We start from the raw sequence: 18,338 nt of genomic DNA on the forward strand, positions 1-18,338 counted from the left end.
CGGGCACTGGGCGAGCACTGGACACGCCTCGCGTCGCGGTGCGCGGGTTCAGAACCCGAGCGGTATTCGCTTATGCTGATCGGGCCCAGCGCCGCGCCGGCCCCGACAGCGCGGCCACGACGCACAGGAAACCCCCGTGAACCCCATCGCCCTCATCGGAGCGGGCCCGTCCGGTCTCGCCGGCGCCCGCGCGCTCAGCCGCGCCGGCATCCCCTTCACCGTCTTCGAGGCCGGCCCCGACGTGGGCGGCCTCTGGAACATCGACAACCCGCGCTCGACGATGTACGAGTCGGCGCACCTCATCTCCTCGCGCACCACGACCGAGTTCGCCGAGTTCCCGATGGACTCCACCGCCGACTACCCCGGCCACCGCGAGCTCCTGCGCTACTTCCGCTCGTACGCCGACGCGTTCGACCTCCGCAGGCACATCCGGTTCGAGACGAAGGTCACCTCGGTCGAGCCCGTCGACGGCGATGCGAGCGGCGCGAGCGGATGGCGCATCACCGCCGTCGGCCCCGACGGCGCCGAGACCACGACCGAGCACCCGGCCGTCGTGCTCGCCAACGGCACCCTCGCCGAGCCCAACGTCCCGACCTTCCGCGGCGAGTTCACCGGCGAGCTCATGCACACGAGCGCCTACTCGTCGCCGAGGGTCTTCGACGGCAAGCGCGTGCTCATCATCGGCGCCGGCAACTCCGGCTGCGACATCGCGGTCGACGCGGTGCACCACGCGGAATCCGTCGACATGTCGGTGCGCCGCGGCTACTACTTCGTGCCGCGCTACCTCTTCGGCCGGCCGGCCGACACCCTCAACCAGGGCCGGCCGCTGCCCGCGCGGATCAAGCAGTTCGTCGACCGGCGCGTGCTGCGCGCCTTCACGGGCGACCCGGTGAAGTTCGGCTTCCCCGAGCCGGACTACCGGATCTACGAGTCGCACCCCATCGTGAACACGCTGATCCTCAACCACCTCGGGCAGGGCGACCTGCGCGTCGTCGCCGACATCGACCGCTTCGACGGCCGCACCGTGCACTTCGCGGACGGCACCTCCGGCGAGTACGACCTCGTCATGCTCGCCACCGGCTACAAGCTCGACTACCCGTTCGTGGCGCGCGAGCACCTCAACTGGACCAGCGCCGCACCCGAGCTCTACCTCAACATCTTCCCGCCCGCCTTCAACGGCCTGTTCGTGCTCGGCATGATCGAGGCGTCGGGCATCGGCTGGCAGGGGCGGTACGAGCAGGCCGAACTGATCGCGGCCTACCTCGCCGCGGTGCGCGACGACCCGGAGTCGGCCACCCGCTTCCGCGAGGGCGCGGCCCGCCGCTGGCCCGACCTCACCGGCGGCTACCACTACCTCGGCCTCGACCGGATGTCGTACTACGTGAACAAGGACGCCTACCGGCGGACCATGAAGCGGATGCTGCGGAGCCTCCCGACGCCGGGCGGCGACGCGCGCCCCGCGGCATCCGCCCCCGCCGACGCGGCGGAACCGGGCCGCGCCGACGCCGGCTCCCGGACCGGAGCGCGGGCATGAACATCGACGACGTCGTCCTGAACTTCTCGCCGGGCTCGCTCATCGCGCTGAACATCGTGCTCGGCCTGATCATGTTCGGCATCGCGCTCGACACGGCGCCCTCGGACTTCCGCGCCGTCGCGCGCGCGCCGAAGGCGATGCTCATCGCCCTCGTCGCGCAGATCGTGCTGCTGCCCGCCGTCACGTTCGGCCTCACGCTCCTGCTCGACGTGCAGGCGTCGATCGCGCTCGGGATGCTGCTCGTCGCCGCCTGCCCGCCCGGCAACGTCTCGCAGGTGCTCACCTACCGCGCACGGGGCAACGTCGCGCTCTCCGTCTCCATGACGGCCGTCGCGAACGTGATCTACATCTTCGTGCTGCCCCTCAGCATCGCCTTCTGGGGCGGGCTGCACCCGAAGGCGTCCGAGCTCGTCCGGGCCGTCAGCCTCGACGGCTGGCAGATGCTGCTCGACATCTTCCTCATCATCGGGCTGCCGTTCCTCGTCGGCTTCGGCATCCGGGCGCTCTGGCCGCGCTTCGCGGCCCGCGTGCAGCCGACCATGCGCTGGGTGAGCCTCGCCGGGCTCGTCGGCTTCATCGTCGCGGCGCTCGTCGGCAACTGGGCGATCTTCATGGCCTACATCGGCGTCGTGCTGCTGGCGGTCTTCCTCCACGACGCGATCGCCCTCGGGCTCGGCTACGCGAGCGCCCGCATCGGCGGCCTCGGCGTGCGCGACCGGAAGGCCATCACGTTCGAGGTCGGCATCCGCAACGCCGGGCTGGGGCTCGGCCTCGTGTTCGCGTTCTTCGGCGGCATCGGCGGCATGGCGATCGTGGCCGGCTGGTGGGGCATCTGGGACATCATCGCGGGGCTCACCCTGGCGACGATCTGGGCGCGGCGCACGCGTGGGTCGGATGCCGCCGACGGCGAGGCCGTCGCGGCGGGGGCGTCCGAGGATCCGGGCGGCGACCGGGCCGCGGGCCCCGCCTCGCCGGACTCGGAGGCCACCTCGTGAGGCGCGTCCTCGTCACGGGCGGCAGCGGCTTCCTCGGCTCGAATGCCGTCCGGGCGCTCGCCGGGCACCCGGACGTCGAGCTCGTCGTCTCCGGCGACGTGCGCCCGCCCGCGACGGCCGTCCCCGAGGGCGTGGTCGTCGAGGCCTGCGACGTCACCGACGGCGCGGCCGTCGCCGACGTGGTCACCCGCCATCGGGTCGACACGATCGTGCACCTGGCCGCGATCGTGAACCCCGGCGGACTCAGCGAGGAGGTCGAGTACCGCGTCGACGTCGAGGGCACCCGCAACGTGCTCGACGCGGCTGTCGCGGGCGGCGTCGGCCGGATCGTCGTGTCCTCCTCCGGCGCCGCATACGGGTACCACGCCGACAACCCGGAGTGGCTCACCGAGGACGACCCGATCCGCGGCAACGACGAGTTCAGCTACTCGCGCCACAAGCGCCTCGTGGAGGAGATGCTCGCCGAGTACCGCGACCGGCACCCCGCACTCGGCCAGGTGGTGCTCCGTATCGGCACCATCCTCGGACCCACCGTCGCGAACCAGATCACCGCGCTCTGGGACGGTCCCCGCATCCTCCGCATCGCCGGCAGCGACAGCCCGTTCGTCTTCGTCTGGGTCGACGACGTGGTGGGGGCGATCGTCGCCGGCGCCACCGGCGAGGTCACCGGCGCCTTCAACGTCGCCGGCGACGGCCGGGTCACCGTGGGCGAGATCGCCGACGCCATCGGCACGCCCACCGTCACCGTGCCGCCCGCGCTGCTCGCCGGCGCGCTGCGCGTCGCGCACGCGCTGAGGCTCACGGTGCACGGGCCCGAACGGGTCGGCTTCCTCCGATACCGCCCGGTGCTCGACAACACCCGACTCAAGCGCGACCTCGGCTACACGCCGGGCCGGACGAGCCGCGAGGCGTTCGAGGAGTACCTCGCGGTTCGACGCACCCGTTCGCTCGGGTAGACTGTCCGAGGCTCCTCACGTGGCGCCATCCAGGCCAACTCCCCCAGGGCGGAAACGCAGCAAGGGTAACCGGGCTCTGGCGGGTGCGTGAGGGGTCCCAGGAGGATTCGCCTAGTGGCCTATGGCGCACGCTTGGAAAGCGTGTTGGGTGAAAGCCCTCGGGGGTTCGAATCCCCCATCCTCCGCCACCGAGAACCCCCGGCCGAACCGGCCGGGGGTTCGATCGTTTCCGCCCCCGAACCCGGCAACGGCGAAGCCGATCGAGCAGCGGTCCTCCCCGTCCTCGGGTGAGCACGGCGACCACGACGTCCGCAAGTCCTCCTTAATGCCGAATGGCGCCCGCCGCGGCGTCGGAACATCATGGTCTCGATGTCAGTGGCAACGGTGAGATCGGGAAACGGGGACGCAGGGGAATCCCGCACCGGCCCGGCAGAGCGACGGGGTCTCAGGGTGCTCACCCTGAGACCCCGCCGAACCCTGACCCGCTCGATCGGGCTCCCGGTGCTGGCCCTCCTGCTGCCGGTGCTGGCGACCCTCGCGTGGATCGTCGCGCCGCTCGGCGCACCCGCCGTCATCGCCACCGCCGTGGTCGCCACCGCCCTGGTCGTGCTCGGCGCCGCCGCCTGGTTCGGCTACCAGCGAACCGAGGTCACGGTGAGCCGGCACGGCATCGTCGAGCGCGGGTTCTTCGGTCGGCTGCAGAGCACCGCGAGCCGCGACATCGTAGACGTCATCCGCCTCGAGACCTACCGCGGCGACAGCCTCGAGACCGTCAAGCAGTTGTTCGCCGTCGACGCGGCCGGCCGATGCCGCCTCCGCCTGCGCGGCACGTTCTGGGACGACGCCTCGCTCGACCTCGTCGCCGAGGCGCTGGGGATGCCGGAGACGGTGCGCACCGAGCCCGTCACGATGTCGGAACTCCGGGAGTCCGATCCCGGACTGCTCTACTGGTTCGAGGGGCGCGGCCTCAGGGGGTGACGCGCCGACGCCGCGTGACGCCGCCCGGTCGCGCGTCTCGCACGGCGATCAGGTCGTCGGGATGCCGAGCCTCGGCGCCTCGGGCCGACTGGATGCGAGCTCGTGGAAGCCGAGGCGCGCGTAGAACGCGCGCGCTCCGACGTTCGCCGCGTCGAGTCCCAGGTGCACGGCGGGCACCCCGCGCTCGGCGAGCGCGGCGCGCAGCGTGTCGATGAGTCGCCTGCCGAGCCCGCGACCCTGCAGCTCCGGCAGGAGGTCGATGTGCAGGTGCGCCGGATAGGCGTCCAGCTCCGGGATGCGCATGCGCTCGGGATCGCCGCCGTCGGCGATGAGCTGCGCCTCCGTGTACGCGGGGCGGTACTCGGTGGGCGGGCCGGCGACGGGGTGCCGGCGGCGGAAGGCCGGCGCCCACTCGCGGGCGTACCACTCCATGAAGTCCGCGGTGTCGGCGACACCGAGCACGTACCCGGCCACCCGGCCGTCGAGCTCGACCACGAAGGCCAGGTCGGGGGCGTAGTCGACGTAGGGCAGTGCGTACACCTCGGGCATGAGCGTGTCGTCACGGTACACCCCGGAGGCGTCGCCGCCGGCGGCGGCGGTGCGCAGGCAGACCTCGGCGACCGCGTCCCGGTCCGAGGCCCGGTAGGGCCGGATCACCGGCTCGGCGCCGCTCACTTGCGCTTCGCCATGCCGAAGAGGCCGGTCAGCACCTCGGTGATCGCCCGCTGCGTCGCCTTCGAGCCGAGCACCTCCTCCAAGGGCGAGCGCTGCGACGATCGCGACCGCGAGCCGGACCGCGATGATCCCGACGTGCGCTTCATGATCCGGTCGTACTCGGCGCGCGCCTTCCGATCGGCCTTCTCCTGCTCGGCACGGATCTTCGCCTGCATCTTCTCGTACTCCGCATCGGCCTTCGCACGCGCTTCGGCGGCCTCCGCGGCCTCGGCCGCCGCCGCGGCATCCGCCATGCGCTGCGCCAGCAGCTCGTGGGCCGACTCGCGGTCGACGGGCGTGCCGTACTCGGACATCAGGGGGGATGCCGCGACCGCGGCGTCCATCGCGGCGTCCGGGGTCGGGGCCATCGAGGCCTGCGGCGCGCGCAGCCGCGTCCACGCGACGGGGCTCGGCGCGCCCTTCTCGTTCATGACGGTGACGATCGCCTCGCCCGTGCCGAGCACGGTGAGGGTCTCCTCGAGGTCGTAGCCCGAGTTCGGGTAGGTGGAGACGCTCGCGCGCAGGGCCTTCGCGTCGTCCGGCGTGAACGCCCGCAGCTGGTGCTGCACGCGCGAGCCGAGCTGCGCGAGCACGTCGCCGGGCACGTCCTTCGGCGTCTGCGTGACGAAGAAGACGCCGACGCCCTTCGATCGGATGAGCCGGACGGTCTGGACGACCTGCGCCAGGAAGTCCTTCGACGCGTCGCGGAAGAGCAGGTGCGCCTCGTCGAAGAAGAACACGAGCTTGGGGCGATCGAGGTCCCCGACCTCCGGCAGCCCCGCGTAGAGGTCGGCCAGCAGCCACATGAGGAACGTCGAGTACAGGGCGGGCCGGTCGGCCACGCCGGGCACCTCGAGCAGGCTGACGACGCCGCGGCCGTCCGCGGCCGTGCGGAGGAACACGTCGGTGTCGATCTCGGGCTCGCCGAAGAACACGTCGGCTCCTTGGTCGGCGAACGCGATGAGCTCGCGCAGGATGACGCCGACGGTCGCCTTCGAGAGCCCGCCGAGGCCCTCGAGCTCGGCCTTCCCCTCGTCGCCGATGAGGTAGGTCAGGACGGCCCGCAGGTCCGCGAGGTCGAGCAGGGCGAGGCCATTGCGATTGGCGTAGTGGAACACGAGGCCGAGGCTGGACTCCTGCGTCGCATTCAGCCCGAGCACCTTCGAGAGCAGCAGCGGGCCGAAGCCCGAGATCGTCGCGCGGATCGGCACTCCCCGACCGACGCCGCCGAGCGAGAAGAACTCGGTGGGGAAGCTGGTCGCGCTCCACTCCTGCCCGATGCCGTCCGTGCGCGCGCGCAGCTTCTCGCTCGGCTCGCCGGGCGTGGCGAGGCCCGAGAGGTCGCCCTTCACGTCGGCGGCGAACACGGCGACCCCGTTGGCCGAGAGCTGCTCGGCCAGTAGCTGGAGCGTGCGGGTCTTGCCCGTGCCGGTGGCGCCGGCGACGAGACCGTGCCGGTTGGTCATCGCGATCGGGATGCGGACCGGCACGTCGGGCATCGCCTCGCCGTTCACGAGCGCCCCGAGCTCGAGCGCCGCGCCGTCGAACGCGTAGCCGAGGCGGATCCGCTCGACCTCGGCGGCGTCGAGCGGGCCGTCCGATGCGGGGGCCGAGGTCCCGGCGTTCGGGCCTCCCGGGGCTCCCGCGTCGTCACCGCCCGCGACGGCATCGGACGCGTCGTCCGCGGCCCGCGCCGCGGCCTCCGCGTGCGCCGCGGCCTCCTCCGCGCGTCGCGTGGCCTCCGCGGCCCTGGCCTGCAGATCCGCGGCCGCCGCCGCCGCGGCCTCGGCCGCCTCCCGAGCACGCTGCACCGCGTCATCCGACATGCGCCCGATCCTAGCCGCGGCCACCCCGCAGGACCCGCGACTCCCGCACCGTCTCGCGGGATCACGGCCCACCGGGCCCGTGCACGGCCCGGGACGCCGTGCGCCGGGATACTGGCGGCGTGGTGGTCGTCTCCGGATCGGGGCCGGGGCGCGTCCGTGATCGCACCGAGGCGGCGGACGGCGCCCGGGACGGTCGTGCCGGGTCGAGGCGCCGCGGGTCCGTCGGGACCGGCCGATGAGCGGCCTCGGACCGGTCGACCCGGGACACGGGCTGGAGGCCGAGTGGCTCTCCCGGTGGCGTCTCCGACCCGACGGCGAGGCATGGGCGACGCCGACGAGCCGGATCGTGCCCGTGCGCACCGAGGAGGGCGCCGCAGCGGTCTTCAAGCTCGCGCACGAGGCCGAGGAGGCCCGCGGCGCCGCGCTGCTCGAGGCGCTCGACGGGAACGGCGCCGCGCCCGTGCTCCGCCGCGACGGGCGAGCGCTGCTGCTCGCGCGGGCGGCCGGGACGCACGACCTCGTGCGGATGGTGCGCGACGGCCACGACGATGCGGCGACGCGCATCATCTGCGACGTCGGCACCCGGCTGCACGGGCAGACGGACCACGTCCGGTCCGGGCCCGTCGCGCCGCCGCTGGTCCCGCTCGAGACGTGGTTCGGCCAGCTGTTCGCGCACGCGGACGGGCTCGGCCCGGTGCATCGCGCGGGAGCCGACCTCGCCCGGCGACGACTCGACGAGCAGCGGGAGCCGGTCGTGCTGCACGGCGACCTGCACCACGGCAACGTGCTCGACTTCGGCGAACGCGGCTGGCTCGCGATCGACCCGAAGGGCCTGCTCGGCGACGCCGAGTTCGACGCGTGCAACCTGCTCTGCAACCCCTCGCACGAGCGGGCGCTCCGACCCGGACGGCTGGCCCGCCAGTTCGAGGTGACGGTGCGCGCGACGGGCTTCTCGCCCCGGCGCCTGCGCGACTGGCTCGTGGCCTGGTGCGCGCTCTCGTCGACGTGGTTCCTGCTCGACGACCGTCCGGAGCGCGGCGAGTCGGCGGCGCGGATCGGCGAGACGGCCGCCGGGCTCGCGGTGGGCGACTCGCGCTGACCGCGCCGACGCGCCCGGCGCGTCAGCGCACGATCGGAAGGCCGGTGGCGTCCGCGGCGTTCTGGAGCGATCCGGCGTCGACCACGTCGAGCCCGGCCTGCTCCATGAGCTGCGCCGCCTGGGCCGAGCGGTTCCCGGATCGGCAGTAGACGACGTACTCGTCCGACGGATCGAGCGCGGGGATCTCGGCGGCGAGCTCGCCGGAGGTGAGGTCGAGGTTCGTGGCGCCGTCGAGGTGGCCCTCGGCGTACTCGCCCGGGGTGCGCACGTCGACCACGACGGTCTCGTCGGTGAGCTCGATCGGGTCGGATGCCGCGCACCCGGTGAGCGCGAGCGCTGCGGCGCCGACGACGGCGACGAGGGCGGGTCGGATGCCGCGGGCGGACGCGACGGATGGGGTCTGGCTGGTGCACTGGAACCGGGTGATCATGCTCCCATGATACCCCCGGGGTATCGTCTGGTAGAATCGTGGCATGGCTTCCGTGAACATCACCCACGACACCATCGAGTCCACCATCCGCGACAACGACATCGTCCTGCTCGACTTCTGGGCCGAGTGGTGCGGTCCGTGCCGCATGTTCGGCCCCATCTTCGAGCGCGCCTCGGAGCAGCACGCCGACGTCGTCTTCGGCAAGGTCGACACCGAGGCCGAGCAGGCGCTCGCCGCGGGCTTCCGCATCACCTCGATCCCCACCCTCGTCGTCTTCCGCCAGGGCATCATCGTCTTCGCCCAGCCGGGCGCGCTGAACGCCGCGCAGCTCGAGCAGGTCATCGAGGGCACCAAGGCCCTCGACATGGACGACGTGCGTCGCCAGCTCGCCGAGCAGCAGGCCGCCGCCGCGGAGCAGGCCCCCGCGCCCCAGGCGTGAGGCCCCTCCCACGGGCGCTCGCCGTGCGGTCCTGCGCGGCGAGTCGTTCCGATCGCATCGTGCGCGCCGTCGTCGCGGTGTTCCTGGCGGCGTTCGCCGTCTCGAACCTCGACGCCTGGTGGTGCGCGATCCCCGCCGGCGTGTGCGCGACGTTCCTCGCGCTCGGGGCCCTGACGGGCTGGTGCCCGACCGACCTTCTCGCCCGCGGCGCCGCCACGACCGAGGGCAACCTGCTCGGCTACCCCGAGGCTCGGCGAGACCTGCTGGGCTGAACGGCCCATTCGGCGCGCGAGCGCGGCGTACCCTTGGCCGCATGATGACGGATCGACCGCTCATCGGACCGGTCGGGGCACCCGACTGGCACGTGATGTCGTTCAACGTCCGTCGACCGATGCCGCGCAACCGCCCGGGCAGCCCCGACCGATGGGCGGTGAGGCGGCCGCTCGTCCGGCGGCTGCTGGCCGCCGAGCGGCCGACGGTGCTCGGGGTGCAGGAGGCGCTCGGCGACCAGGTCGAGGAGGTCGGCGCCGCGCTCGGCCCGTCCCATCGCTGGATCGGCACGGGCCGCGACCCCGGCGGCCGCGGCGAGGCCACCCCCGTCTACTACGATGCCGAACGGCTCGAGCTCACCGGATGGCGCCAGCACGCCCTCTCGGCCACCCCCGAGGAGCACGGTTCCCGCTCGTGGGGCAACCTCACCCGCCGCACGCTCGTGTCCGCCGCCTTCACCGATCGCGAGACCGGCGCACGGCTGCACGTGCTGAACACCCACCTGGACCACCTGTCGCGGCGTTCGCGCCTGCAGTCGGCCCTGATGATCGCGCGGCTCGCCCACGACCTCCGCGTCGACGAGCCCGATGCCGCGATCGTGGTGACCGGCGACTTCAACGCCGACCAGCGCTCGGCGGTGCACCGCCGGCTCACCGCGGAGGACGTGCTGCGCGACGCCTGGCAGGCGGCGCCCGAGCGACTGACGCCCGACTGGGGCACGTTCTCCAACTACGGACCCCGCCGGGCCGGCGGACGGCGGATCGACCTGATCCTGGTCGGCGGCGCGGCCGAGGTCGCGAGCGCGGGGATCAATGCGGTGCGCTTCGAGGGACGGGCGGCGTCGGACCACGAGCCCGTCCAGGCGGTGCTCCGCCATGCGGGCGGCCGGGCGGGCGAGGCACGACGAGGAGGCGGATGATGCGCGGCTTCTGGAGCGGTGTGGCGCGGAGGGCCGACGGACCCGGCGAGGTCGCCGCCGACGTCCTGCGGCTGGTGGCGCTCGCCTGCATCCCGATCGCCGGGATCGGGTGGGGCCCGCTCGGGATGGTGAGCCTCGCGTTCGTCAGCGCGGGGATGGTGATCCCCCGCGCGCTCCGGGTCCGTCCGGCGCTCGACCTCGCGTTCGGCGCGGTGGCGCTCGTGTCGGTCTGGAGCAGCGTGACCGACCTCTACGTGGCGGTGCTGTGGTGGGACATCCCGATGCACTTCCTCATGAACGGCCTCGCCGCGGTGGTCTGCGTGCTGCTCCTCGTGCGGGTGCGGATCATCGGCGATCCCGCGAGGTCGGCGCGTCCGGTCGTCGCGGCGGTGCTGCTGTGCGCGGCGTTCGGCTCGGGGCTCGCCGTCATCTGGGAGGTGTTCGAGTGGTTCGGCAAGACGTACATCGACGAGACGATCTACGTCGACTACCGAGACACGATCGGCGACCTCGTGTGGGGCGTCTTCGGCTCGGCGCTCGCGGGGTTCGCCTACCCGGCGTTCGCGGCGCGCCCGGTGGTCAGCCCGCTGCGATCGTGACCGGCGCGGTCGCCGCCCAGTCGCGGACCGGGCCCTCGCGCACGGCGACGCCGGTGCCCGGCCCCTCCGGCACCCGCAGCTGCCCGCGGTGCTCGCCCTCGCCGAGCACGAACGGCTCGGTGAGGTCCTCCGCGAAGTAGCGCCCCGAACCCGACGTGTCGCCCGGGAGCACGAACCCGGGCATCGCCGCGATCGCGACGTTCGCCGCCCGGCCGACGCCGGTCTCGAGCATCCCGCCGCACCAGACCGGCACGTCGCGCTCGACGCACGCGTCATGCACGCGCAGCGCCTCGAGGAAGCCGCCCATCCGGCCGGGCTTGATGTTCACGATGCTCGTCGCCCCGCGCTCGATCGCGTCGATCGCGGTCGTCGCGTCGACGATCGACTCGTCGAGGCAGATCGGGGTCTCGCACGCGCGAGCCAGGCGCACGTGCGTCGCGAGGTCCTCCTCGGCGAACGGCTGCTCGATGAGCAGCAGGTCGAAGGCGTCGAGTCCGGTCAGCAGGGCGATGTCGTCCGCGGTGTACGCCGTGTTCGCATCGACCTGCAGCAGCGCGTCGCGTCCGATGAGCTCGCGCACCGCGGCGACGGGGACGAGGTCCCATCCGGGCTTGATCTTGAGCTTGATGCGCCGGTACCCCTCATCGAGGTAGCCGGTCACCTCGTCGAGGAGCTCCTCGAGCGTCGGCGCGATGCCGACCGAGACGCCGCAGTCCACCCACTCGCGAACGGCGCCGAAGCACTGCGCCATCGATCGGCCCTGCGCCCGGAGCTCCGCATCGAGCACCGCCGTCTCGAGCGCCGCCTTCGCCATCCGGTGCCCGGCGACGAACGAGAGCGCCGGGGCGACGGATGCCGCGAGCGGCACGCTCGCGATCGATGCCGCCGCTCCGCCACGACGACCGGTCGGCGCAGCACCATCGACGTGCTGCTCGCGGTCGTCGATCCACACGCCCGCCGGGTGCGACGGGTCCTCGATGAGCACCCCGGAGACGTGGCCGTCGTCGTCGACGTGGTGCTGCGGGCCACGCAGCAGGGCGGGGGCCAGGTAGCGCTCGATGACCGCGGCCGCACCGGCGACGTACTCCCCCGAGTAGAACGGGTCGCGCCCGGCGACGCACTCCGCCCAGCCGTCGCCGCGGTCGGTCCGCACGCGCACGAGCAGCACCTCGCGCGCGGTCTCCCGGCCGAAGGACGTCTCGAAGGGGCGAACGAGCGGCACCTCGAGGCGGTGCAGGTCGATCGCCTCGATGCGGGGCGTCGGGCTGGTGCTCGCGTCGGTCATCGATCCTCCATCGGCTCGTCCGGCGGGGTGGGCCGGCGCACGGAGCGACCGCCCCCTCCACGACGGTAGCGCGCTGCGGGGCCTCCGGTCCCGTCAGGCGGTGCGATCCGGATCGTCTGCGGTGAAGACCCAGTCGCCGCCGGCGTCGAGTTCGGGCCGCAGCCGGCCGTCGGCGAGCGCGGCGAACGCCTCGCGCGACGCGTCGCGCAGCGCCGCGGCGGCCGCGGGGTCGGCGGCGCGGACGGCCTCGAAGTCGGGGTCGAGCCGCAGCCCGCCGTCGGCGCGCCACGCGGGCTGCGGCATCCGCTCGAGGGCCCGCGCGACGCGCGTCGAGGTGAGCCGCCAGCGCACCTCGAAGCGATCGCTGCGATCCCCGCCCGAGATCGCGTCGCGCAACTCGCCGTAGAAGTCCGGATGGTACGCCGCGACGTCGGCACCGAGCCGGACGAGGTTCATGCGGGCGTTGCGGCGGATGAGGGGATCGAAGGTCCAGCGCACCTCGTCGACGCCGTGGTCGAGGCAGATCGCGCGCTGGCGGAGCTTCAGCGCCACGCCGATGCCGCGCCCCCGCGCGTGCGGGTCGACGGCGTTCATGTGCGAGTGCACGTGCAGGCCGCCCGCCCAGCCGAGGAATCCGAGCGCCGCCCCGAGCGGGAGGCCGCCGTGCGGCGCATCCCCCGTCGGCACGGCCACGAGCACGGTGTTCCCGGCATGTGCGACGGCCATGAGCGACGGCAGGTCGACCGTGCGGCCCGCGCCCCAGGTCGCGTCGAACCTCGCGAGCGCGCCGGCGAGCTCGTCGGGACGGGCCTGCCGGGTGACCACGCCCGCCCGACGGTCCTCTGCGTCGGCGAGCGCGTGCGCGCGGGCGAGGGTCGCGGCATCCGTCATGGACCGGACCCTATCGCGCCCGCGCGGCACGCCGCCGCGTCGGACCGCGCCGGTCAGCGGGCGAGCCGGTCCTCCATGCCCCACCGCTGGCCGTAGCCGCCGTCGGCCTCCGGCCGCGCCATGAGGTCGAGGAACGGCTGCGCGTCGAAGGCCTCGGGACCCAGCACGCCGCGTCCCTGCCAGGCGCCCGTGGCCAGCAGCTCGAGCGCGACGACGGGGTTGAGCGCGGTCTGCCACACGACGCACTGGGACTCGTACTCGCGCATCGTCCACTCGTTGTCGCTCACGTGGTACAGGTACACCTCGCGAGGTGCGCCGTCCGTCCCGGTGCCGGTGACCCAGAGCCCGGCGCACGTCTTGCCGGTCATCTTCGGGCCGATCGTGGCGGGGTCGGGCAGCGCGGCCGCGACGACGTCGCGCGGGGCGACCTCGACGGGTCCGTTCGCGCTCCGCACGCGGATCGGCGTCGTCGAGTCGAGGCCGAGCAGGTGCAGGGTCTTCAGGACGTTGATGAACTCGTCGCCGAGGCCGTACTTGAAGGTGACGCGCTTCGCGTCGACCCAGCGTGGCATGAGGAGGACCTCCTCGTGCTCGACGTTCACGCACTCGACCGGGCCGATGCCCTCGGGGAACTCGAACACCTCGGGCTCGCTGAACGGCGGGGTGGTGAACCATCCGCGGTCCTGCTCCCAGACGACGGGCGGGTTCAGGCACTCCTCGATCGTCGTCCAGATGCTGAAGCTCGGGGCGAAGACCTCGTTGCCCTCCTCGTCGCGCACGACGAGGTTCGCGCCGTCGCGCGTGCCGAGCTCGTCGATCTCGCTGAAGAGGTGGTCGGCCGCGTACCGCGCGAACACGTCGGAGAGCCCCGGTTCGACGCCCATGCCGACGAGCGCGAGCCGCCCGGCGGTCTCCCAGTCGTCGGCCTGCGCGAACTGGTCGTCGCCGAGCTTCACGCCGGGCTCGGCGTACGGCTCGGTCGGGTGCGGCTCGGACAGGCTCATGGCCATGTCGAGGTAGTCGGCGCCGGCGGCGAGCGCGCCGCGGAAGATCGATGGCACGAACTTCGGCTCGACGGCGTTCATGACGTGGGTGGCGCCGTGCTCGCGGGCGACGGATGCCACGACCTCGGGGTCGCTCGCGTCGACCTGCGCGGTGGCGAAGCGCGCCGCCACGTCGTCGCCGTGCTTCGCGGCGATCCAGTCGACCGTGCGGCGGGCGCGGCTCTCGTCGTAGTCGCTGACGACGAGGAGTTCGAAGAAGTCGCGGCGGGCGGCGATCTTGGCGATGGCATCGCCCACGCCCCCCGCACCGATGAGGAGGATTCGCATGCAGGTACGGTAGCCCGCTCGACGCGAATTGTCCAGTTGGATAATTAGACGCAGCCGGCGGCGGGCATCCCGTCAGCAGAACCCGGCGATGCCGTCCCACGCCACCCGTGGGCTCTCCAGTCCCTCGCGCACCACGGCCGCCTCGATCAGCCCGTACGGCCGGTCCGCGGCGTAGAAGACCTCGTCGGGGTTGTCGAGCCCGAAGGGCGAGAGGTCGACCACGAAGTGGTGCTTGTTCGGCATCGAGAACCGGATCTCCGCGATGTCGTCGAACGTCTCGAGCACCCGGCGCCCCATGTCGTACAGGGTCGCCTGCAGGCCGGCGGAGTACGTCTGGGCGAACGCCTCGAGCAGCAGTGCGCGGACGCCGGCGTGCCGCTCGTCGAAGTCGACGTCGCGGCGCGCGTACCGCCAGCGGGCCGTGATGTCAGTCGCCAGGATGCGGTCGCGGGTCTCGACCAGCGTCGTGTAGCGGTCCTTCGGATATCCCTCGAATCCGGACTCCGTCGTCTTCATCACGGTGAGGCCGCGGATGCCCGCGATCACGTGGCGGTCCGCGCCGTCCGCGACGACGAGGGCGGTCCGCACCTCGGCGCCGCTGCGCACGAACGCGTGGTCGTGCGGGCGGCCGTCCGCGGTGACCCGGGTCCACGGGTGCCGCTCCGCCTCCCACCGACCGCCGCTCACCCAGTCGAACGAGCCCGTGAAGTGGTCGGCCAGGCGCAGCAGGAACGCCTCGGGCGTGCCGATCCCGTCGCGCGCGAAGGCGAAGATCGTGTTCTTCTGAGTGTCGGTCGGGACGACGTGCGCGTTGTCGCCGCGCACGTGCGCGGCCTCGAAGTCGCCGCGCAGCTGGGACGTGACGTTGAGGTCGTCGATCACGTGTCGCGGGGTGTCGCGCGTGATCTTCACGACGCGCACCTCCGCCTTGCCGTACTGGTTGGGGCCGAGGACGATGGCGGGCTCGGACATGATCAGCTCCCTCGATAGGTGGAGTAGGCGAACGGGCTCAGCAGGAGCGGCGCGTGCACGTGCCGGCCGTCGTCGGCGACGCGGAACGTGAGCACGACCTCCGGATAGAACGACTCGGTGCCGGTCGCGCCGAAGTACGACTCCGTGTCGAACCGCAGGCGGTAGTCGCCGGGCGGCAGGGCGTCCGGTCCGATCCGGGAGATCCGGCCGTCGGCGTCGGTGGCAGCGGCGTCCAGACGACGCCATCGACCGGGCGAGGACCCGTGATCGTCGCCCGCGGACGGCGCCCGGGCGAACAGCTCGACGGCGACCCCCTCGGCGGGCCGACCGCTCGTGGCGTCGAGCACGTGGGTCGTGATGCGCGTGGCGGGGCGGTCGGCGGTGCTCATGCGAGGAGTCCCTTCAGTCGGAGCACGGCGATCTGTCGGAGCTGGTCGGCGACGACGGGCTCCTCCTCCTCCGCCGTGTGGGTGAGGCGCTCGCTCAGCGCCTCGAGGATGTCGCGCGAGGACCGGCCCGCGGCGCGGATGAGGAACACGCGGCCGAACCGCTCCTCGTAGGCGCGGTTGCCTCGTTCGAGCGCGGCGGCGACCTCGGCGTCGGCGGGATCGACGCCGGCCTGCTCGGCACGCGACATCGCCGCCTCGGCACCCGAGCCCGCCGGTCGCTCGCCGATGCGCGGATGGTGGGCGAGCGCCCCGTCGACCTCGGCACGCGTGAACGGCGACGCCGCCGCCTCGGCCCGTGCCGCGAGCGCGTCCACGGACGCGTACGGGCGGCCGTCGGCGAGATCGGCGCACCAGCGGTCCACGTCGAGGCAGGGCCGCAGGAACGCGATCGCGTCGTCGCGGTCGGCATCGTTGAACCCGTCAAGCGTCATCGCCCGGCCCACCCTCCGATCCTGCCCGCCGCAGGAGCCTCCCGCGCGGGACGGCGCCGTCGACCTCGACCCCGGCGAGGTAGGTCGCCCGCACCACGCCGACGAGGTCCATCCCGTCGTACGGCGTGATGGGGTGCCGGTGGTGCAGCGCCCCGGCATCCACCGTGAACGGCTCGTCGGGCGCCAGGACGACCAGGTCGGCGTCGGCGCCCTCCGCGATGCGGCCCTTGGCGGCCAGGCCCACGAGGTCCGCGGTCGCGGTCGCCATCCACCCCACGACGCGCTCGAGTCGGATGCCGCGGCGGCGCGCCTCGGTCCACACCACGGGCAGCCCGAGCTGCAGCGACGCGATCCCGCCCCAGGCCGCGGCGAAGTCGCCGCCGCCCGCGAACTTCAGCGTCGCCGGCGCCGGGGAGTGGTCGGACACGATCGTGTCGATCGCGCCGGCCTCGAGCGCGCGCCAGAGCGCGTCGCGGTTCCCGCGGCCGCGGATGGGCGGGCAGCACTTGTAGGCCGTCGCCCCCACGGGGACGTCCTCAGCCGCGAGGGCGAGGTAGTGCGGGCACGTCTCGACGGTGATCCGCACGCCGTCGGCCCGGGCGCGTGCGATCGCCTCGACCGGCTCCGCCGAGCTGAGGTGCAGGAGGTGCGCCCGAGCGCCGGTGCGGCGCGCAGCGTCGATCACGGACGCGATGGCCGCTCCCTCCGCCGCATCGGGCCGCGAGGCGAGGAAGTCGGCGTAGTCGCGGCCGTGCGGCTCGGGTGCCGCATCGAGCACCGCCGCGTCCTCGGCATGCACGATCAACATCGACCCCGCCCGCTCGAGCACGGCCATCGCCCGCTCCATCTCCGCGGCGTCGACGGGTGGGAACTCCGGAACGCCCGAGTCGACGAGGAAGCACTTGAACCCGAATACCCCGTCGGCGACGAGCGGCAGCAGGTCGCGCGCGTTCCCCGGCACGAGCCCGCCCCAGAACCCCACGTCGACGAACACGCGTCCGGCGGCTGCGGCCCGCTTCACCCCGAGCGCATCGACCGACGTGGTCGGCGGGATGCTGTTCAGGGGCATGTCGACGATCGTCGTCACGCCGCCCGCGGCGGCCGCCCGGGTCGCCGTCGCGAAACCCTCCCACTCGGTGCGCCCGGGCTCGTCGACGTGCACGTGCGTGTCGACCAGTCCGGGCACGAGGACCTCGCCGTCGTCGAGGCGCACCCTGCGCGCGCCCCGGAGTCCGGCGCCGGGCTCGGCGATCCGCACGATCCGTCCGCCGCGGACCCCGATCTCGGCGGGCGTGAAGACCCCGTCGACGAGCACGCGGTCGCCGACGAGCACGACGTCGAAGGGATCCATCACCGCGCCTCCGCCGGGCCGGTGAGGCGCACCTGGCGGTTGACGTCCTTGTACAGCAGGTAGCGGAACGGCCCCGGGCCGCCCGCGTAGCAGGCCTGCGGGCAGAACGCCCGGAGCCACATGAAGTCGCCGGCCTCGACCTCCACCCAGTCGCCGTTCAGGCGGTAGACGGCCGTGCCCTCGAGCACGAAGAGACCGTGCTCCATCACGTGCGTCTCGGCGAACGGGATCTTGCCCCCCGGCCGGAACGTGACGATGTTCACGTGCATGTCGTGCGCGAGGTCGTCGGGGTCGACGAACCGGGTCGTCGCCCACGCCCCGTCGGTGTCGGGCATCGGCTGCGGCGCGACGTCCGCGTCGCTCGTGACGAACGACGCGGGTGCGGCGATCCCGTCGACGGGTTCGTACGCCTTGCGGATCCAGTGGAAGGACGTCGACTCGTCGCCCTCGTTCGCGATCGACCACGTCGCGCCCGCCGCGAGGTAGGCGTACCCGCCGGGTCCCAGCGCGTGGCGCGCGCCCTCGAGGTCGAGCGCGAGCTCGCCGGCCGTGACGAACACGACGCCCTCGACCCCGGCCTCCGCCTCGGGTCGCTCGGCGCCGCCGCCCGGCGCGACCTCGACGATGAGCTGCGAGAACGTCGTCGCGAAGCCGGCGATCGGGCGGGCGAGGATCCACGAACGGGTCCGGGTGAAGCCGGGCAGCAGGCTCGTGACGATGTCGCGGAGCACGCCCTTCGGGATCACGGTGTAGGCCTCGGTCACCATCGCGCGATCGGTGAGCAGTTCGGTCTGCCCGGGCAGGCCGCCCGGCGGGGTGTAGTAGCTCATGGGACCTCCTCGTCCGCGGGCCGTGGTCGTCGATCGCGT

General features: G+C 73.3%; 20 protein-coding genes, 1 tRNA gene and 1 other RNA gene. 11 read left to right on the forward strand and 11 right to left on the reverse strand.

The window, feature by feature from the left end; translation table 11 throughout:
• The first annotated feature begins 136 nt into the window (after window positions 1-136).
• From ABME01_RS12020 to ABME01_RS12045, 6 genes are all read left to right on the forward strand, one after another.
• Window positions 137-1,534 (forward strand): flavin-containing monooxygenase, encoded by a 1,398-nt coding sequence (locus tag ABME01_RS12020; protein ID WP_353828654.1) that lies wholly within the window; start codon window positions 137-139, stop codon window positions 1,532-1,534.
• Window positions 1,531-2,529, forward strand: coding sequence for a bile acid:sodium symporter family protein (locus ABME01_RS12025; protein WP_353828655.1), 999 nt, complete (start codon window positions 1,531-1,533; stop codon window positions 2,527-2,529). The genes ABME01_RS12020 and ABME01_RS12025 overlap by 4 nt, the downstream gene beginning before the upstream one ends.
• Window positions 2,526-3,485: an NAD-dependent epimerase/dehydratase family protein gene (locus ABME01_RS12030; RefSeq protein ID WP_353828656.1), complete on the forward strand. Its 960-nt coding sequence runs from the start codon at window positions 2,526-2,528 to the stop codon at window positions 3,483-3,485. Before ABME01_RS12025 ends, ABME01_RS12030 begins: the two co-directional genes overlap by 4 nt.
• A 6-nt stretch (window positions 3,486-3,491) precedes the next feature.
• Window positions 3,492-3,588, forward strand: an RNA gene (gene ffs, locus ABME01_RS12035) — signal recognition particle sRNA small type.
• Window positions 3,586-3,673: transfer RNA gene (locus ABME01_RS12040), tRNA-Ser, on the forward strand. The genes ffs and ABME01_RS12040 overlap by 3 nt, the downstream gene beginning before the upstream one ends.
• Window positions 3,674-3,935: 262 nt before the next feature.
• The gene (locus tag ABME01_RS12045; protein ID WP_353828657.1) at window positions 3,936-4,463 is read left to right on the forward strand and encodes a hypothetical protein; all 528 of its coding nucleotides are present in this window, start codon (window positions 3,936-3,938) and stop codon (window positions 4,461-4,463) included.
• 48 nt (window positions 4,464-4,511) lie between these two features.
• Here the strand turns inward: ABME01_RS12045 and ABME01_RS12050 are convergent, their stop codons facing one another.
• The gene (locus tag ABME01_RS12050; protein WP_353828658.1) at window positions 4,512-5,138 is read right to left on the reverse strand and encodes a GNAT family N-acetyltransferase; all 627 of its coding nucleotides are present in this window, start codon (window positions 5,136-5,138) and stop codon (window positions 4,512-4,514) included.
• Entirely contained in the window at window positions 5,135-7,003 is a 1,869-nt protein-coding gene (locus ABME01_RS12055) for a helicase HerA-like domain-containing protein (RefSeq protein ID WP_353828659.1), read from the reverse strand. The genes ABME01_RS12050 and ABME01_RS12055 overlap by 4 nt, the downstream gene beginning before the upstream one ends.
• 235 nt (window positions 7,004-7,238) lie before the next feature.
• Between ABME01_RS12055 and ABME01_RS12060 the strand changes: the two genes are divergently transcribed.
• Window positions 7,239-8,102 (forward strand): aminoglycoside phosphotransferase family protein, encoded by an 864-nt coding sequence (locus tag ABME01_RS12060; RefSeq protein ID WP_353828660.1) that lies wholly within the window; start codon window positions 7,239-7,241, stop codon window positions 8,100-8,102.
• 22 nt (window positions 8,103-8,124) lie between these two features.
• On the opposite strand, the gene ABME01_RS12065 is transcribed toward ABME01_RS12060, so the two are convergent.
• Window positions 8,125-8,532: a rhodanese-like domain-containing protein gene (locus ABME01_RS12065; RefSeq protein WP_353828661.1), complete on the reverse strand. Its 408-nt coding sequence runs from the start codon at window positions 8,530-8,532 to the stop codon at window positions 8,125-8,127.
• Window positions 8,533-8,575: 43 nt separating this feature from the next.
• Here ABME01_RS12065 and trxA point away from each other — a divergent pair, with 43 nt between their 5' ends.
• Genes trxA through ABME01_RS12085 form a run of 4 tightly spaced genes read left to right on the forward strand, consistent with a single transcriptional unit; the run spans window position 8,576 to window position 10,759 of the window.
• Entirely contained in the window at window positions 8,576-8,971 is a 396-nt protein-coding gene (gene trxA, locus ABME01_RS12070) for a thioredoxin (protein ID WP_353828662.1), read from the forward strand.
• A gap of 59 nt (window positions 8,972-9,030) precedes the next feature.
• Window positions 9,031-9,243, forward strand: a complete 213-nt coding sequence (locus ABME01_RS12075) for a YgaP-like transmembrane domain (RefSeq protein ID WP_353828663.1) — start codon at window positions 9,031-9,033, stop codon at window positions 9,241-9,243.
• Between the two features lie 41 nt (window positions 9,244-9,284).
• Window positions 9,285-10,160, forward strand: a complete 876-nt coding sequence (locus ABME01_RS12080; RefSeq protein ID WP_353828664.1) for an endonuclease/exonuclease/phosphatase family protein — start codon at window positions 9,285-9,287, stop codon at window positions 10,158-10,160.
• The gene (locus ABME01_RS12085; protein ID WP_353828665.1) at window positions 10,157-10,759 is read left to right on the forward strand and encodes a DUF2238 domain-containing protein; all 603 of its coding nucleotides are present in this window, start codon (window positions 10,157-10,159) and stop codon (window positions 10,757-10,759) included. Before ABME01_RS12080 ends, ABME01_RS12085 begins: the two co-directional genes overlap by 4 nt.
• Here the strand turns inward: ABME01_RS12085 and menC are convergent.
• From menC to ABME01_RS12125, 8 genes are all read right to left on the reverse strand, one after another.
• Window positions 10,740-12,044 (reverse strand): o-succinylbenzoate synthase, encoded by a 1,305-nt coding sequence (menC, locus tag ABME01_RS12090; RefSeq protein WP_353828666.1) that lies wholly within the window; start codon window positions 12,042-12,044, stop codon window positions 10,740-10,742. The two genes, ABME01_RS12085 and menC, sit on opposite strands and share 20 nt — an antisense overlap.
• A 93-nt stretch (window positions 12,045-12,137) precedes the next feature.
• Window positions 12,138-12,935 (reverse strand): GNAT family N-acetyltransferase, encoded by a 798-nt coding sequence (locus ABME01_RS12095; protein WP_353828667.1) that lies wholly within the window; start codon window positions 12,933-12,935, stop codon window positions 12,138-12,140.
• 53 nt (window positions 12,936-12,988) lie between these two features.
• Window positions 12,989-14,266 carry a saccharopine dehydrogenase family protein gene (locus ABME01_RS12100; RefSeq protein ID WP_353828668.1) on the reverse strand — a complete coding sequence of 426 codons (1,278 nt, stop codon included), beginning with the start codon at window positions 14,264-14,266 and terminating at the stop codon, window positions 12,989-12,991.
• 72 nt (window positions 14,267-14,338) lie between these two features.
• Window positions 14,339-15,238, reverse strand: coding sequence for a factor-independent urate hydroxylase (gene pucL / locus ABME01_RS12105; RefSeq protein WP_353828669.1), 900 nt, complete (start codon window positions 15,236-15,238; stop codon window positions 14,339-14,341).
• 2 nt (window positions 15,239-15,240) lie between these two features.
• The gene (gene uraH, locus ABME01_RS12110) at window positions 15,241-15,627 is read right to left on the reverse strand and encodes a hydroxyisourate hydrolase (RefSeq protein ID WP_353828670.1); all 387 of its coding nucleotides are present in this window, start codon (window positions 15,625-15,627) and stop codon (window positions 15,241-15,243) included.
• Complete coding sequence (gene uraD, locus ABME01_RS12115; protein ID WP_353828671.1) at window positions 15,624-16,118, reverse strand: 2-oxo-4-hydroxy-4-carboxy-5-ureidoimidazoline decarboxylase; 495 nt, start codon at window positions 16,116-16,118, stop codon at window positions 15,624-15,626. Before uraD ends, uraH begins: the two co-directional genes overlap by 4 nt.
• Window positions 16,108-17,469 (reverse strand): allantoinase AllB, encoded by a 1,362-nt coding sequence (gene allB, locus ABME01_RS12120; protein ID WP_353828672.1) that lies wholly within the window; start codon window positions 17,467-17,469, stop codon window positions 16,108-16,110. Before allB ends, uraD begins: the two co-directional genes overlap by 11 nt.
• Window positions 17,469-18,299: a bifunctional allantoicase/(S)-ureidoglycine aminohydrolase gene (locus tag ABME01_RS12125; protein ID WP_353828673.1), complete on the reverse strand. Its 831-nt coding sequence runs from the start codon at window positions 18,297-18,299 to the stop codon at window positions 17,469-17,471. The genes allB and ABME01_RS12125 overlap by 1 nt, the downstream gene beginning before the upstream one ends.
• Window positions 18,300-18,338 lie beyond the last annotated feature (39 nt).

Origin of the sequence: Agromyces litoreus (genome assembly GCF_040496015.1) — a bacterium.
GTDB lineage: Bacteria > Actinomycetota > Actinomycetes > Actinomycetales > Microbacteriaceae > Agromyces > Agromyces litoreus.

What these genes read in the sequence shown, in the direction of transcription:
- uraH (WP_353828670.1), bottom strand. Translation starts at nt 15,627, where the DNA reads ATGAGCACCGCCGACCGCCCCGCCACGCGCATCACGACCCACGTGCTC.
- ABME01_RS12065 (WP_353828661.1), bottom strand. Translation starts at nt 8,532, where the DNA reads ATGATCACCCGGTTCCAGTGCACCAGCCAGACCCCATCCGTCGCGTCC.
- ABME01_RS12060 (WP_353828660.1), top strand. Translation starts at nt 7,239, where the DNA reads ATGAGCGGCCTCGGACCGGTCGACCCGGGACACGGGCTGGAGGCCGAG.
- ABME01_RS12085 (WP_353828665.1), top strand. Translation starts at nt 10,157, where the DNA reads ATGATGCGCGGCTTCTGGAGCGGTGTGGCGCGGAGGGCCGACGGACCC.
- menC (WP_353828666.1), bottom strand. Translation starts at nt 12,044, where the DNA reads ATGACCGACGCGAGCACCAGCCCGACGCCCCGCATCGAGGCGATCGAC.
- ABME01_RS12055 (WP_353828659.1), bottom strand. Translation starts at nt 7,003, where the DNA reads ATGTCGGATGACGCGGTGCAGCGTGCTCGGGAGGCGGCCGAGGCCGCG.
- ABME01_RS12080 (WP_353828664.1), top strand. Translation starts at nt 9,285, where the DNA reads ATGATGACGGATCGACCGCTCATCGGACCGGTCGGGGCACCCGACTGG.
- allB (WP_353828672.1), bottom strand. Translation starts at nt 17,469, where the DNA reads ATGGATCCCTTCGACGTCGTGCTCGTCGGCGACCGCGTGCTCGTCGAC.
- pucL (WP_353828669.1), bottom strand. Translation starts at nt 15,238, where the DNA reads ATGTCCGAGCCCGCCATCGTCCTCGGCCCCAACCAGTACGGCAAGGCG.
- ABME01_RS12100 (WP_353828668.1), bottom strand. Translation starts at nt 14,266, where the DNA reads ATGCGAATCCTCCTCATCGGTGCGGGGGGCGTGGGCGATGCCATCGCC.
- uraD (WP_353828671.1), bottom strand. Translation starts at nt 16,118, where the DNA reads ATGACGCTTGACGGGTTCAACGATGCCGACCGCGACGACGCGATCGCG.
- ABME01_RS12125 (WP_353828673.1), bottom strand. Translation starts at nt 18,299, where the DNA reads ATGAGCTACTACACCCCGCCGGGCGGCCTGCCCGGGCAGACCGAACTG.
- ABME01_RS12025 (WP_353828655.1), top strand. Translation starts at nt 1,531, where the DNA reads ATGAACATCGACGACGTCGTCCTGAACTTCTCGCCGGGCTCGCTCATC.
- trxA (WP_353828662.1), top strand. Translation starts at nt 8,576, where the DNA reads ATGGCTTCCGTGAACATCACCCACGACACCATCGAGTCCACCATCCGC.
- ABME01_RS12095 (WP_353828667.1), bottom strand. Translation starts at nt 12,935, where the DNA reads ATGACGGATGCCGCGACCCTCGCCCGCGCGCACGCGCTCGCCGACGCA.